The organism is Corynebacterium sp. ACRPQ (genome assembly GCF_022347225.1).
GTDB lineage: Bacteria > Actinomycetota > Actinomycetes > Mycobacteriales > Mycobacteriaceae > Corynebacterium > Corynebacterium tuberculostearicum_D.
Genome location: NZ_JAKRNF010000007.1, coordinates 76,467 through 90,294, shown reverse-complemented (window position 1 = coordinate 90,294; position 13,828 = coordinate 76,467). Strand labels below are relative to the sequence as shown.

Annotated in this window: 13 protein-coding genes and 1 tRNA gene; 10 read left to right on the top strand and 4 right to left on the bottom strand. The window is 63.1% G+C overall.

Annotated elements, in window-relative coordinates:
- Positions 1-705, bottom strand: coding sequence for a response regulator transcription factor (locus MHY24_RS05965; RefSeq protein WP_150850895.1), 705 nt, complete (start codon positions 703-705; stop codon positions 1-3).
- 186 nt (positions 706-891) lie between these two features.
- Positions 892-2,637: a pyruvate dehydrogenase gene (locus MHY24_RS05960; RefSeq protein WP_239228692.1), complete on the bottom strand. Its 1,746-nt coding sequence runs from the start codon at positions 2,635-2,637 to the stop codon at positions 892-894.
- A gap of 172 nt (positions 2,638-2,809) precedes the next feature.
- Between MHY24_RS05960 and MHY24_RS05955 the strand changes: the two genes are divergently transcribed.
- Positions 2,810-4,321 (top strand): MFS transporter, encoded by a 1,512-nt coding sequence (locus MHY24_RS05955; RefSeq protein WP_239228691.1) that lies wholly within the window; start codon positions 2,810-2,812, stop codon positions 4,319-4,321.
- The gene (locus MHY24_RS05950) at positions 4,287-4,841 is read left to right on the top strand and encodes a TetR/AcrR family transcriptional regulator (RefSeq protein ID WP_239228690.1); all 555 of its coding nucleotides are present in this window, start codon (positions 4,287-4,289) and stop codon (positions 4,839-4,841) included. The genes MHY24_RS05955 and MHY24_RS05950 overlap by 35 nt, the downstream gene beginning before the upstream one ends.
- A gap of 28 nt (positions 4,842-4,869) precedes the next feature.
- Here MHY24_RS05950 and MHY24_RS05945 read toward each other — a convergent pair.
- Positions 4,870-4,942 (bottom strand) — tRNA-Thr (locus tag MHY24_RS05945).
- A 151-nt stretch (positions 4,943-5,093) separates the two neighbouring features.
- Here MHY24_RS05945 and MHY24_RS05940 point away from each other — a divergent pair.
- From MHY24_RS05940 to otsB, 5 genes are all read left to right on the top strand, one after another.
- Positions 5,094-6,830 carry a threonine/serine exporter family protein gene (locus tag MHY24_RS05940; RefSeq protein WP_239228689.1) on the top strand — a complete coding sequence of 579 codons (1,737 nt, stop codon included), beginning with the start codon at positions 5,094-5,096 and terminating at the stop codon, positions 6,828-6,830.
- A gap of 86 nt (positions 6,831-6,916) precedes the next feature.
- Entirely contained in the window at positions 6,917-7,288 is a 372-nt protein-coding gene (locus MHY24_RS05935) for a hypothetical protein (protein ID WP_005325749.1), read from the top strand.
- A 14-nt stretch (positions 7,289-7,302) separates the two neighbouring features.
- Positions 7,303-8,745 (top strand): trehalose-6-phosphate synthase, encoded by a 1,443-nt coding sequence (locus MHY24_RS05930; RefSeq protein ID WP_200435759.1) that lies wholly within the window; start codon positions 7,303-7,305, stop codon positions 8,743-8,745.
- On the top strand, positions 8,742-9,263 hold the full coding sequence (locus MHY24_RS05925) for an META domain-containing protein (RefSeq protein WP_005325746.1): 522 nt from the start codon (positions 8,742-8,744) through the stop codon (positions 9,261-9,263). The genes MHY24_RS05930 and MHY24_RS05925 overlap by 4 nt, the downstream gene beginning before the upstream one ends.
- Before the next feature lie 18 nt (positions 9,264-9,281).
- Positions 9,282-10,064, top strand: coding sequence for a trehalose-phosphatase (otsB, locus tag MHY24_RS05920; protein ID WP_239228688.1), 783 nt, complete (start codon positions 9,282-9,284; stop codon positions 10,062-10,064).
- 26 nt (positions 10,065-10,090) lie between these two features.
- On the opposite strand, the gene MHY24_RS05915 is transcribed toward otsB, so the two are convergent.
- Complete coding sequence (locus MHY24_RS05915; protein WP_239228687.1) at positions 10,091-11,188, bottom strand: LacI family DNA-binding transcriptional regulator; 1,098 nt, start codon at positions 11,186-11,188, stop codon at positions 10,091-10,093.
- 80 nt (positions 11,189-11,268) lie between these two features.
- Here MHY24_RS05915 and MHY24_RS05910 point away from each other — a divergent pair, with 80 nt between their 5' ends.
- The 3 genes from MHY24_RS05910 to MHY24_RS05900 are packed head-to-tail and all read left to right on the top strand — an operon-like array spanning position 11,269 to position 13,827.
- Positions 11,269-12,234: a zinc ABC transporter substrate-binding protein gene (locus MHY24_RS05910; RefSeq protein WP_239228686.1), complete on the top strand. Its 966-nt coding sequence runs from the start codon at positions 11,269-11,271 to the stop codon at positions 12,232-12,234.
- Positions 12,234-12,935: a metal ABC transporter ATP-binding protein gene (locus MHY24_RS05905; RefSeq protein WP_239228685.1), complete on the top strand. Its 702-nt coding sequence runs from the start codon at positions 12,234-12,236 to the stop codon at positions 12,933-12,935. The genes MHY24_RS05910 and MHY24_RS05905 overlap by 1 nt, the downstream gene beginning before the upstream one ends.
- Complete coding sequence (locus tag MHY24_RS05900; RefSeq protein WP_239228684.1) at positions 12,913-13,827, top strand: metal ABC transporter permease; 915 nt, start codon at positions 12,913-12,915, stop codon at positions 13,825-13,827. The genes MHY24_RS05905 and MHY24_RS05900 overlap by 23 nt, the downstream gene beginning before the upstream one ends.
- Position 13,828 lies beyond the last annotated feature (1 nt).

Here is a 13,828-nt window from a genome sequence, read left to right as displayed (position 1 = left end):
TTAGGAGCGCGGGGTGCGCAGTACATAACCCACGCCGCGCACGGTGTGGATCAGCTGCGTCTCGCCGGTATCGATCTTGCGGCGCAGGTAAGAGATATAGGACTCGACCACGTTGCCATCGCCGCCGAAATCGTAGTGCCACACATTGTCCAAAATCTTGGACTTGGATAGCACCACTTCCTTGTTTTGCATGAGGTACCGCAGGAGGTTGAACTCGGTGGGCGAAAGCTCGATGAGCTCGCCGGCCTTGGTGACCTCATGGGTGTCATCATTGAGCGTCAGATCTGCATAGCTCATGGTGGCATCGTTGGTGGATTCTTCCGCTGCGCCGCCGCGGCGCATGATGACGCGCAGGCGGGTGATAACTTCTTCCAGGCTAAAGGGCTTCGTCACGTAATCATCCGCACCGATGGTCAAGCCGTGGATGCGCTGGTCCACACCGTCCTTAGCGGTGAGGTAGAGCACCGGGCCGTCCAGGCCTTCTTGGCGCAGCTTGCCCAGCAGCTCGAAGCCGTCCATGCCCGGCATCATGACGTCCAGGATGTAGGCATCTGGGTTTACCTCGCGGGCAATGCGCAGCGCCTCGTTGCCGGAATTGGCGCTAAATACCTCGAAGTTCTGGAACTTCAGTGATACGGTAAGCAGCTCCACAATATTGGGTTCGTCATCGACGACAAGAACCTTGGCGAGTTTAGTGTCTTCCATGTTCTCCTCAGACTCCCTTAAAGGTTGTGATTTTCTAACACGTCATCATGGCACGCTTGCTTTCCAGCCTACTGAAGAGTTTCTGCCTGAATCCTGTGAACGTGGATGCTCGGCCTGGTCGGGGTAAAAGAAAACCACGCCCCTCCTTAGATGGGGAAGGGCGTGGTAGGTAGCGCAGCGCGCTATTTAGAAGTCCTGCGGGCGCGGGATGTTGCGCAGGTTGGACTTTGCCATGGTGATCATCTGGCCAACGCCACCGTCCAGAACGGTGCGGGTGGCAGCCTTGGAGAAGCCCATGAGCTGCTCGATGGTCAGCGTCGGTGGCAGGGAGAGGGCGTTGGGGTCAGTAACGACGTCGATAAGAGCCGGGCCGTTATAAGCCAGTGCCTTCTTGATCTGCTCCGGTGCGTCCTTCGGATCCTCGATGCGGAAGTGCTTGATGCCGGAAGCCTCTGCAATCTTGGCAAAGTTGACGGACTCGTGGTCGGTCTCGTGCTCCGGCAGGCCCTGCACCAGCATCTCCAGCTTGACCATGCCCAGGGAAGAGTTGTTGAACACGAACATCTTGATAGGCAGGTTGTGCAGCTTCACGGTGAGCAGCTCACCCATCAGCATGGACAGTCCGCCGTCACCGGAGAAGGTGATGACCTGGCGGCCCGGGTTAGCGGCCTGTGCACCCAATGCCTGTGGCAGGGCGTTGGCCATGGTGCCGTGGCGGAAGGAGCCAATCTGCTCGCGCTTGCCGTTGGCGGTGATGTAGCGAGCGCCCCACACGTTGCACATGCCGGTATCGACGGTGAAGATGGCATCTTCATCCGCGTTCTTATCAATGAGATCCGCAATGTACTCCGGGTGGATCGGGGTGTGCTTATCCACATTGGAGGTATAAGCCTCAACGACGTTCTCCAGCTTGTCGTAATGCTTCTTGAGCATCTTGTCCAGGAAGGAGCGATCCTTCTTCTCATCCACGTGCGGCAAGATGTTCTCGATGGTGGCGGCGACGTCACCGGTGACCGGGTAGGAAATCTTGGTGCGGCGGCCGATGTGGGAGCCGTTGATGTCCACCTGTGCCACGTTGGCATCCGGCAGGAAGTCGTTGTACGGGAAGTCGGTACCCAGCAGGATGAGCAGGTCAGCCTCGTGGGTGGCCTCGTGTGCCGCACCGTAGCCCAGCAGGCCGTTCATGCCTACGTCGAACGGGTTCTCGTACTGGATGTACATCTTGCCACCCAGGGCGTGGCCGATAGGAGCCTTGATCTTCTCCGCCAGCTTGAGCACCTGCTCGCGGGCATCCTTGACGCCGGCGCCAACGAACAGAGTGACGGAATTAGCCTCGTTGATGGCCTGGGTCAGGGCAGCGGCCTCGGCCGGATCCGGGAAGACGACCGGGCGGCCAGCAGAGATCTTGGACTCGACGAAGGAGTCATCCTCAGCGTCCTGCATGGAAACGTCACCCGGGATAACGAGGACGGATACGCCATTGCCGGCCATGGTGGACTGGATGGCGTGGTGCAGGACAACGCCGCCCTGCTCAGCGGAGTTGACCATCTCGCAGTAGCCAGAGCACTCCTGGAAGATTGCCTCTGGGTGGGTCTCCTGGAAGAACTTGGAGCCGATCTGGCGAGATGGGATGTGGGAAGCCAGTGCCAGCACCTTGGCGCCGTTGCGGTGGGCGTCGTACAGGCCCTGGATCAGGTGGGTATTGCCCGGGCCGCAGGATGCGGCACATACGGCCAGCTTGCCGGTGGTCAGGGAGTCTGCCTCGGCAGCGAAGGCTGCTGCTTCCTCGTTGCGGACGTGAATCCACTCGATGGAGGAGCGACGAACGGCATCCACGATCGGGTTCAGGGAGTCACCGACGAGGCCATAAATGCGCTCGACACCCTGCTTTTCCAGGGTGTCAACTAGCTGTTCTGCATAGTTACGTGCCATTAAAAATCATCCTTAACTCTTAATTGGTGTTAATACCACTGTGCTACTTGGACCGCAGGAAAGTCCACTGTTCTCTTATACACTCACACACTGCGCCCAGCTGTGAGGAAGGTAATACTAACCTATCTTAGGCTGCAAACTGTAACGACCGTTCGGTACTGTTTACTGCGCTATGAGTATCCACCCGCCCCGCGCACAAGACCACGCCGCTGCGGCCTCCACGGCCGCCCAGCGGTGGTCTTTCTGCGCCGTCATCTCTCTGGGGTTACTCATGGTTGGGCTGGATAATTCCATCCTCTACACCGCATTGCCGCAGCTATCGCAGCAATTGCACACCACTGATACCCAGCAACTCTGGATTATCAACGCCTATGCGTTGGTACTCTCCGGCCTCCTTCTAGGCGCCGGCACGCTGGGCGATCGCACCGGCCACCGGCGGATGTTCCTCATCGGCTTGGCCGTCTTCGGCGGCGCTTCCCTGCTCGCCGCTTATTCCCCCAGCGCTTGGACGCTGGTTGTAGGCCGCGCCTTCCTGGGCTGCGGCGCCGCCATCATGATGCCGTCGAGCCTGGCGCTCATCCGCCTGACCTTTCCCGATGAGGTGGAGCGCAATACGGCCATTGGCATCTGGGGTTCTGTCGCAGTCATCGGCGCGGCGGCTGGCCCCACCGTGGGCGGCTTCTTTTTGGAGCATTTCTGGTGGGGCTCGGTCTTTTTGCTCAATGTCCCGGTTGTGGTCGTGGCCATTGTGCTGACCTGGCTCCTTGCCCCGCCAAACGCTCCGAACCCCCATAAACACTGGGACTTCCCCTCGTCCCTGTATTCCCTTATCACTCTCGTCAGCCTAGTGCTGGCCATTAAATCCCTGGCACACAACTGGCCGCTAAGCGCCGCCGCGGGCATCGTCTTCATCTGCGGCGCGCTCGTCTTTGGCCACCGCCAGGCTCGCTTGTCAGATCCCCTGCTGACCTTCGACATCTTTGGCTCCCGCATCTTCAGCGGCGGGGCCCTAACGGCCGGCGGCGCCATGTTCGGCCTCGCCGGCCTGGAGCTGTTGAGTACCCAAAAGCTGCAGCTTGTCGACGCCCTCTCACCCCTCCACGCCGGCCTCATCATCTCTGCCATGGCGCTCTCTGCCATCCCTACCTCCATCCTGGGTGGTGCCACCTTGCATCGCGTGGGGTTCCTCCCCCTCATTAGCGGCGGATTCTTGCTCATGGCCGCCGGCATGGCCCTGGTGGTGGTGAGCCGGGGTGAGACGCTTCCCCTACTCGTCTCCGCCCTCGTGCTCACCGGCCTAGGTGCGGGCCTGGCCATGTCCGTGTCCTCCACCGCCATCATCAATGCCGCTCCCCTTCATCGCACGGGCATGGCCTCGGGCGTAGAAGCGGTCTCCTATGAATTCGGCACCCTGATCTCCATTGCACTGACCGGCACCCTCGTGCCGCTGCTCATGGCCCGCGAACTGCCGCCCCACCTCGCGAAACTGGGTACCGACGCGCTGTATCACCCCGCTTCCCACGCGGCCGCAGCGAGCGCTTACAATTCCGGTTATCTTTCCACCATTGGCGGCCTAGCTTGCTTCGCCTTGCTCCTAGCCGCGATAACCGCCTGGTGTTTCCGCGATAACCCGAAATCAGGAGATCCCTATGCCGCGCATCAACAAAAAGACCGCAGCCCTTGAAGCTGCGCTCGACATCATTGCCGCAGAGGATGTCTCCGGCCTCACCTATGACTCCCTGGCGCAGGCGACCGGCATGTCCAAGTCCGGGCTTATCTACCACTTTCCTACCCGCCACGACCTACTAGTAGATTGTCACCGTTTCTGCGCTAAGCGCTGGGAAGCAGAACTCGAGTGCCTGGCCGGCGGCCACTCGGCAAGTGAGCTAGGCTGGGCCGAGCGCTCCCGAGCGCTCGTATTGTCGATGGGCAAAAATGATCCCCTCATCAAGCTTTTGATGTGCGTGCATTCCCAGACCCACCCGGATTTTTCCGCCCAGTGGGCCGAGGTGGATGCGCGCTGGATGGTCGATCCTTCCGCCACCGAAACGGACGAGGATAATCTGCTGATCATGCTTCTTAGTACCGGCCTGTGGGTGCACGATCACCTCAACCAGCGCAAGCTATCCCCTGCCAATCGCCAGCGCATGGTCGACCGGCTTTTTCGGCTTATCGACGCCCCCTCAAAAACCACCGAAGGCTAGGCCCTCACCGGGGCCCAGCCTCCTTTTGAGCTGGAGACGAGACTTGAACTCGCAACCTACGCATTACAAGTGCGTTGCGCTACCAATTGCGCCACTCCAGCACCGCGGGAGAAATCCCGCTCGTTGCATAGTACCCGAGCACCGCCGCCGAGGGGAAAGCCGGTCCCCCATCTATGCATTGACAGGGTGCAGGGGCTAAAGTTCAGGCAGAATCTATCCCACATTCCCAGCGCTTTTTCGAGGGTTATTTCCGTGTCATTTTTGTCCGCTATGCGGGAGCGCCTGCGCGCTTCCTCGGGCCAGGTAGCCATCATCGACGCGGCTAAAGCCGCACCGCCGCCATCACCACTCGCCCCGGTCGATCTCACCGACGCCGCCCAGGTCAGCGGCGTTATGGAGATCGCCGCTCGCATTGGTGAAATCCTCATCGGAGCCGGCACCGCCAACTCGGATGCGCGCGCCCAAGTGCACCTGGCAGCGTCGTCGTATGGCTTGCACTACTGCCACGTGGACATCTTGATGAATACCATCACCATCCACACCACCATTGGCACCGGCGAGCAGCGCAAGAACCTGCACGTCTTCCGCGTGGTGCCGAGCATTGGCGTGGATTTTTCCAAGCTCGCGGCCGTCGATAAGCTCATTCGCTCCATCCACTCCGGCCAGATGCCGCCGGCCATGGCGGAGCAGCGCCTCGATGAGATCGACCGCATGCCCGCGCCCTATAAGCCGTCCACGGTGATGCTCGGCTGGGGCGCGATGGGTGGCCTGATTTCCATGATGCTCGGCGGCGACCTGCTCGTCGGCGTGGTGGCGTTTGTAGTCTCCGCGTTCATCATGGGCTTAAACGCCTGGTTGGCTAGTTACCGCCTGCCGCCCTTTTATCAGAATGTGGTCGGCGGATTTTTCGCCGTCTTCCCGGCCGCCATTTTGTACAACATCGCGGCCTCCTTCGGCATTAATTTCTCGCCCACGCAGATCATTGCCTCCGGCATCATCGTGCTGGTGGCGGGGCTGACGTTGGTGCAATCGCTTGTCGACGGCATCACGCGCGCCCCCGTGACTTCCTCCGCCCGCTTCTTTGAGGCGCTGCTATCTACCGGCGCCATCATCGCCGGCGTCGGTGTGGGCATCCAGATGGCCGATTCCCTGGGCTTTAACCTGCCGCCGCTGGCCACGCTGGCCCCGCCGGTCTACCACGAAATTCCGCTGCTAGTGCTGCTTGGCGGCACGGGTTCTGCTGCCTTTGCGCTGGCCTGCGGCGCGGCCTGGATTGAGATCACCATGTCCGGCCTTACGGCCGCGGCCGGCATGATTTTCTATTACTTCGTGGTGGTTTCCTTCGGCATCGGCCCGGTGATTGCCTCGGGCCTGTCTGCCGTGGTCGTCGGCCTGGCCGGCGGTTTGATGTCGCGCCGCTGGGGAATCCCGCCGCTTATCACCATGATCGTGGGCTATACGCCGATGCTGCCCGGCCTCATGCTCTACCGTGGCATGTACGCCTCGCTCAATAAGCAGATGATTACCGGCTTTACCAATATCGCGATGGCGCTGGCCATCTCCGGCGCCTTGGCCGCCGGCGTGGTACTGGGCGAGCGCGTGGCTCGCCGCCTGCGCCGCCCGCAGTATTTCCGCCCTTACTCCACCTTTAAGCGCATCGGCCGCTTCTCCTTCCACAAGGCCACGCACTTGGCCCGCAAGGCCCCGCGCATCCCGCGCGTACCGATGTCCCCGTTTGCCCCACGCGTCAATCGCCCGGAGCTACCACCCAAGCTCGGCCCGAAGCCGCCGCAGCAGCACCCGCGCCACGAGTCCCAAAGCCATGCGCCACACACCCGCTCGGCCGCGGACCTGTGGCCGGAGGATTCCCAGTGGCCGGCGCAGCCGCAGCAGCGCGAGAAGACCACCTATACCGTGCCCGGCACCGAAACGTTTCGCGCCCAGAAACCGGAGCAGCCAGGCCCCGAATCCGGACCCGAACGGCCCTAAACGCCGCCGGTAGCGTACAATATTTGCTCTGATAGCTTTTCTTGCAAGCGCTTAAGTAGTTTCCACAACGTTCAGGAGGACACGTCGTGCCACCCAAGGTCCAAGACACCCACCCACAGGCTGACCAGAATCACGCCCTTGAGGAGGAGACCTCCCGCGCAGCCCGCCGCATCGTGGCCACCTATGCGCAGGACTTCCTCGACGGCGTGACCCTGATGTCCATGCTGGGCGTGGAGCCAAAGGGCCTGGTGCACAAGAAGGTGCTGGCGGAGCAGGCCGACGCCGCTCCGAAGAAGTCCACCAAGAAATCCAGCAAGAAGTCCACCAAGAAGTCGACTAAGAAGTCCACCAAGAAATCGACTAAGAAGTCGACCAAGAAGGCTACAAAGAAGGCCACCAAAAAGGCGACGAAGAAGGCCTCCAAGAAGGCAACGAAGAAGTCCACTAAGAAGTCTTAAGTTATTCTTGCACCATGAGTGAGCGTGGCAATGACTTCGTGGTGGTGGCCAACCGCCTGCCGGTAGATCTGGAAACCCGGCCCGATGGCAGCCATACCTGGACGCCCTCGCCGGGCGGTCTGGTCACCGCATTGTCTCCAGTCCTCGAATCACACCAGGGATGCTGGGTGGGCTGGCCCGGTGTGGCCGATGCCGCGCCAGAGCCCTTCCGCACCGATACCGGCGTGCTGCTGCACCCAGTCAAGCTCACCGAGTCCGATTTCGAGGGCTTTTATGAGGGTTTTTCTAATGCCACCTTGTGGCCGCTCTACCACGATCTCATCGTCACCCCTACCTATGACCGCGATTGGTGGCACGCCTATCGCGAGGTCAACCTGCGTTTTGCAGACGAGGTAGCCGAGGTCGCCGCCGAGGGCGCCACCGTGTGGGTACAGGACTACCAGCTGCAGCTTTTACCCGGCATCCTGCGCCAGAAGCGCCCCGATCTCACCATCGGATTCTTCCTGCACATCCCCTTCCCTTCTGCCGATCTCTTCCGCCAGCTGCCCTGGCGCGAGGAGCTCGTGCGCGGGCTGCTTGGCGCGGATCTCATCGGCTTCCACCTGGAGGCCAATGCCCGCAACTTCTTGGAGCTTGCCCGCCGCCAGGGCCTCGACGTACAAGGCGAGGCCAGCACCCGCGAGGTCACCGCGCATATTCGCCTGCCGCAGGGGCGCACCATCGGCGTGGGCGCCTTCCCCATTTCCATCGCCGCGAAGGACTTTGCCGCATTCACTGGGGAGGAGAAGGGGGACGTCGCCAAGCTGCGCGAAGAGCTGGGCTCGCCCAGGCGCATTATCTTGGGCGTGGATCGCCTCGATTACACCAAAGGCATCCTGCAGCGGCTGACCGCCTTTGAGGAGCTGCTGGACACCGGCGCGCTCGACCCGGAGGAGGTGACGCTGGTGCAGCTCGCCACGCCGTCGCGCGAGCGCCTCGACCATTACAAGGCCACCCGCTCCAAGGTGGAAGAAGCCGTTGGCCGCATCAACGGGCGCTTCGCCCGCGTAGGTCACCCGGTGGTGCACTACCAGCACCGCGGCGTGGCCAAGAGTCTCCTGCGCTGCTACTACCGCATGGCCGATGTCATGCTGGTGACCCCCTTCAAGGACGGCATGAACCTGGTAGCCAAGGAATACGTGGCCTGCCACGACGATGGCTCGGGCGCGCTGGTGCTCTCCGAGTTCGCCGGCGCGGCCGATGAGCTCAACCAGGCCTACCTGTGCAATCCCTTCGATATCGAGTCCGTCAAGGCCGCCTTGCTCAATGCACTCAAGGCGCTTGACGACGCCCCCTCCACCATGACCCAGCGCATGCTCACCATGCACCAGCAGGTCACCGAGCACGACGTGCAGCTATGGTCCCAGTCCTTCCTGGGCTGCCTGCGCCAAGCCGAAGAACAGGGGGCGGGCGCATGATGTCTCGCTTTCCCCGCCTGGCCGCAGTGCCCATTGCCGCAACCTGCGCCGCCGCACTTCTGGCCGGCTGTGGTTCCGGCGACGAGGAACCCCAAGCCCCTGGCGATGAGCAGATCTTGGATAAGCAGTGGCAGGTAGTCTCCATCAACACCACCCCGGATGCCGCCTCCACCATCCCGGAATCCATCCCGCAGGCGCCCACGTTGAGCTTTGGCCAATCCACTATGGTAGGCACCACCGGGTGCGCCCAAATGGTGGGCAAGGTGACCTATTCCGCCGATGATGAGCGCCAAAACATCCGCGAAGGCAACCGTCTCCACTTTGATGAGGTGGAGTTTGATGAGACCGCCGAGGATTGCCACGGCGCGTCCGTGTGGGCCGATAACCTGCTGCGCAACCTGATTTCCGCGGACCACGATTTCCACTACACCGTCAATTCCAATAATCAGCTGGTCTTGGAACTGGTCACCGATGAGGTGGACTCGCCGTCTATCAAGTTGGTTTCCCTGGGCGGTTAGTTGCGTAGGCTATAAACCATGACGCTTTCAACTGCCATCAAGGCCCTTGCCGCCGCCGAGCACCTCGCGGTGGTCTCGGATTTCGACGGCACGCTCTCCCCCTTCGCCACGGCCATCTATGAAGTCGAAATGAACCAGGAATCACTGCGCGCCCTGGATAAACTGGCCCACCTGCCGGACACCACCGCGGCCGTGCTCTCCGGCCGCCACCTCGAAGGTCTCAAGCGCGTATGCCCGCTGCGCGAGCCCGTTCTTTTCGGCGGCTCCCACGGCGCCGAGTCCTCGTGGGAGGACACGGAACTAACCCCCGCGATGCGCGAGCACCTCGCCACCAAGGAAGCTGAGATCCGCGCGATCATGGAGCGCTTCCCCGGCGCGGACATCGAGGTCAAGCCCTTCCAGCGCGTGCTGCACCTGCGCGCGCTCGAGGATTCCGATCCAGAAGCTGCCGCCCAGGCTTATGAGGCCGGCCTCGCGCTCGATCCGGGCGGCTTCCCCCGCACGGCCGGCAAGTCCGTGGTGGAGTTCTCCGCCACCCAGGCCACCAAGGGCACATGGATTGAGAACTTGCGCGAGCGCACCGGAGCCACCGCCGTGGTCTTCTTGGGCGATGACGTCACCGATGAGGACGGTTTCCGCGCCCTGCACCAGCCGCCAGACGTTGGCGTCAAGGTCGGCGAGGGCGAGACCGCGGCCGTAGTGCAGCTTGCCGACGTCGACGCCGTCGCCCACTTCCTCACCGAACTCGCCGCCGCCCGCGCGGCCCATGTCGGCCGCCCCGACAACGGCGGCGCTGCCTAACGCGCCGCTGCCTAGCGAAGCGGCACCTAGCGCGGTGGCGCTACCGTCCGCCCGGCCGCGAAGCTGGTCTGCAGCACGCGCCGTAGCACCGCAGTTTCGCCCGCGTCCGAACCCTCTGCGCCCGCGATGAGCTTGGCGAGCATGTGGCCGGCGGCCGCGCCCTTGGCCTTATTGGGCTGGACGATCGTCGTCAAGCCAAGGCGCTGCGCCGCATCAATGCCGTCGAAGCCGGTAACGGACAGCTCGCCGGGGACGTCGATGCCCCGCTCGCGCGCATAGGTCATCACGCCCAGCGCCATGGAGTCGGTGGTGCACAGGACTGCGGTGAGGTCAGGGTGGGCGTCGAGAAGCAACTGCGCGGCCGCCCGCGTGGTGTGCGCATCGTTGATGTGCTGGGTAACCACGGGAACGGTCTCCGGTGCGATGCCCGCCTGCGCAAAGACGTCCATGGCTCCCATGACCCGGGCGCGCTGCACGTGCATATCGGCGCCCTGCAGCTCACCCCACGAAATGGGGCCATCGTGACGCTCGCGTTTGAGGCGAATCGCCAGCACACCAATCTTGCGGTGGCCGGCCTCCACCAGCGCGCGGGCGGCCGGGACAATCGCCGCGCGGTCATCGATGCCCACGAACGGCAGGCCCGAATCCGTCGGCTGATCGCAGACCACCACCGGCAGCCCGCGGCCGCGCACCGCCTCCAAGTAGGCATCCCCTGCCGCCACGGAGTAGACCACAAAGCCATCCACCGCGGCCGAACCCACCAGGCTGGCCGCCTCCGCCTCGCCCTCCGGACCGGCCGGAATAAGGGTGAGCGTAGTCTGCGCGCCGGCCGAGGCTTCTGCCATGCCAGCCAGGAAATCCACCGAGGCCATGTCCTCGAAGGCGTAGGACAGGTGCTCGGTCAGCAGCACGCCCACCGAGCCCGCGCGGCGAGTGCGCAGGCTGCGGGCCGTAGGGTCCGGCCCGGGATATCCCCGCGCCTTCGCCGCCGCCAGGATGCGCTCGCGCGTTGCGGCCGAAAGCTGATCCGGCCGGCTATAGGCATTAGAGACTGTCGTGCGCGAAACACCCAGCTCGGCGGCCAGCGAGGCCAGCGTTTTGCGGGTGGGGCTGCGTTTCACCATGACCGCAAGCATACCCCGCGGCCGTATTTTCAATACATATTCAATTGACAATGGTTCCCATCAAACGCACACTGGAAACTATGCATACCTCACTTCGCGCATCCGCAGCCCTCCTCGCGGCCGGTGGCCTCCTGCTGACTGCCACCGCCTGCTCCTCCGACACCGAGGACTCGGCCGCCGAGCCGGGCGCCCAGAAGAAGATCTCCATCGTCGCGTCCACCTCCATCTGGGCCGACGTCGCCCAGGCCGTGGCCGATACCGCCTCCGGCGTGGACATCGAGGTCAAGCCCATCGTCGAGGGCAACGGCGTTGACCCGCACCACTTCGAGCCTTCCGCGGCCGATATCGCCAAGGCCGAGGACGCGGACCTGCTCGTGGTTAACGGCGGCGGCTATGATTCTTGGATTTACCAGGCCGTCTCCGACCAGGACAATATCGTCTCCGCCCTGCCGCTGACCGATCACGGCAAGCTAGCCGATGATCCTAATGTCATGACCATCGACGCTGCTAAGGCCACCGCCAAGAAGGACCCGGAAAAGGTCACCAATATCGAGGGCAACGAGCACATCTGGTACGACCCGGCCGCGCTCGACGAGGTCGCAGGAAGTATCGCTGACCAGATCAACGAGCTCAATACCGATGCCAACGCCAGCACCGAGCGCGTGGACTCCCACGTCGACCGCCTGCGCGACAAGCTCAAGGAACTGCCGGGCGACCTCTCCTACGCGCAGACCGAGCCGATTGCGGACTACATCATGAAGTACACCTCCGGCAAGGACGTCACCCCAGAGGGCTACCGCAAGGCCACCATTTCTGAGGGCGAGCCCACCGCGGCCGACCTCGCCGCCTTCACCAAGGCGATTAAAGAGGACAAGGTAGACCTGCTCATCTTTAACCCACAGACCGAAACCGATACCGCCGGCCGCATCAAGTCCGCCGCGGAGGATGCGGACGTCTCTATCGTCGAAATCGGCGAAACCCCGCCGGATGGCAAAGAATTCTGGACCTACTATGACGAGGTCACCGATTCCCTGGGGAAGCTCTAGTGCTCATCCACTTCCATGACGCAGCGGTTGCCCCGCTGTGGTCCAGCCTTAACCTCGCCGTTGACCGCGGCGAGTTTATCGCCGTTTTGGGCCCCAATGGCGTGGGCAAATCCACCCTGCTCGGCACCATCTTGGGAACCCGCAAGCTCACCGCCGGCAGCGTCGACGTTAACTGCCGCGTCGGCTTCATCCCGCAACAACGCATGTTCCCGGCCGACCTGCCCCTGCGCGCCCGCGACTTAGTCTCGCTCTCCCTAGCGCACGGCGCTTTCCGACGCCGCCGCCCGCCCCGCCACCGCGTCGACGAGCTCCTGGCCGAAGTCGGTGCTACCGGCCTGCGCCACCGCCGCGTCGGCCAGCTTTCCGGCGGCCAGCAGCAGCTCATCCGCCAAGCCCAAGCGCTAGCCAACGACCCCGAGCTCATCCTCGCCGACGAGCCGCTGCTCTCGCTCGACCCGGCGCGCCAGCAGGCCACCGTGGACAAGCTGGATGCGCTGCGCCGCGAGCGCGGCACCTCCATCATGTTCGTCACCCACGGCATCAACCCAGTGCTCGGCGTGACCGATAAGGTGCTCTACCTCGCCCCTGGCGGCCATACCTTCGGCACGGTGGATGAGGTCATGCGCTCCGATGTCCTTTCCGAGCTCTACGGTTCCAAGGTCAACGTCTTAAACGTCGATGGGAGGCTCATCGTTGTCTAGCTTTATGGAAGACACCCAATACCTGCTCAGTGTGGACTTTGTACAGTCTTCGCTCATCGCCTCCGCGCTGCTGGGCATCCTGTCCGGCGTGATGACCTCGCTCATCGTGCTGCGCCAGATGTCCTTTTCCGTCCACGCCACCTCCGAGCTCGCGCTCATGGGCGCCTCGGCCGCGCTGCTCTTCGGCCTCAACCTCGGCTTTGGCGCCGTGGCCGGCGCCATCGTGGCCGCCATCATCCTCGCCGTCCTGGGCTTTAAGGGCCAGCAAGACAGCGCCATCGGCGTGGTCATGAGCTTTGGCTTGGGCCTCTCGGTGCTGTTTTTGCACCTCTACCCCGGCAACGCGAATACCGCGATGACGCTGCTGACCGGCCAGATCGTCGGCGTCTCTTCCGCCTCGGTATGGCTCTTGGCCGCAACCACCGTAGTAATCCTCGCCGCCGTAGCTATCCTGTGGCGGCCCATGCTCTTCGCCTCGGCCGACCCAGTCATGGCCCAGGCCGCCGGCGTGCCCACCCGCTTCATTTCCGTCGCCTTCGCCGTACTCGTAGGCTTGGCGGCCGCGCAGTCGGTGCAAATCGTCGGCTCGCTGCTCGTCATGGCGCTGCTCATCACCCCGGGTGCTGCGGCCGTGCAGATTACCTCCTCGCCCCTGCGCGCGGTCATGTGGGCCACCATTTTCGCCGAGGTCTCGGCCGTGGGCGGCTTTGTACTGTCGCTCGCGCCCGGCCTTCCGGTCTCGGTCTTTGTTACCACCATTTCTTTTGTCATTTACCTGGCGTGCCGCCTCATTGGCTGGCAGCGCAATAAAAAGGCGGTGCGCGACGAGGTCGCCGCTAGGCGCTTCCACGCCGACTGCCACAGCACCGCCGAGGAGCACCACGCCGACTAGA

Excerpts from the sequence above, each read along its gene's own strand:
- MHY24_RS05965 (WP_150850895.1), bottom strand. The coding sequence starts at position 705 with ATGGAAGACACTAAACTCGCCAAGGTTCTTGTCGTCGATGACGAACCC.
- MHY24_RS05960 (WP_239228692.1), bottom strand. The coding sequence starts at position 2,637 with ATGGCACGTAACTATGCAGAACAGCTAGTTGACACCCTGGAAAAGCAG.
- MHY24_RS05955 (WP_239228691.1), top strand. The coding sequence starts at position 2,810 with ATGAGTATCCACCCGCCCCGCGCACAAGACCACGCCGCTGCGGCCTCC.
- MHY24_RS05950 (WP_239228690.1), top strand. The coding sequence starts at position 4,287 with ATGCCGCGCATCAACAAAAAGACCGCAGCCCTTGAAGCTGCGCTCGAC.
- MHY24_RS05930 (WP_200435759.1), top strand. The coding sequence starts at position 7,303 with ATGAGTGAGCGTGGCAATGACTTCGTGGTGGTGGCCAACCGCCTGCCG.
- MHY24_RS05925 (WP_005325746.1), top strand. The coding sequence starts at position 8,742 with ATGATGTCTCGCTTTCCCCGCCTGGCCGCAGTGCCCATTGCCGCAACC.
- otsB (WP_239228688.1), top strand. The coding sequence starts at position 9,282 with ATGACGCTTTCAACTGCCATCAAGGCCCTTGCCGCCGCCGAGCACCTC.
- MHY24_RS05915 (WP_239228687.1), bottom strand. The coding sequence starts at position 11,188 with ATGGTGAAACGCAGCCCCACCCGCAAAACGCTGGCCTCGCTGGCCGCC.
- MHY24_RS05910 (WP_239228686.1), top strand. The coding sequence starts at position 11,269 with ATGCATACCTCACTTCGCGCATCCGCAGCCCTCCTCGCGGCCGGTGGC.
- MHY24_RS05900 (WP_239228684.1), top strand. The coding sequence starts at position 12,913 with ATGGGAGGCTCATCGTTGTCTAGCTTTATGGAAGACACCCAATACCTG.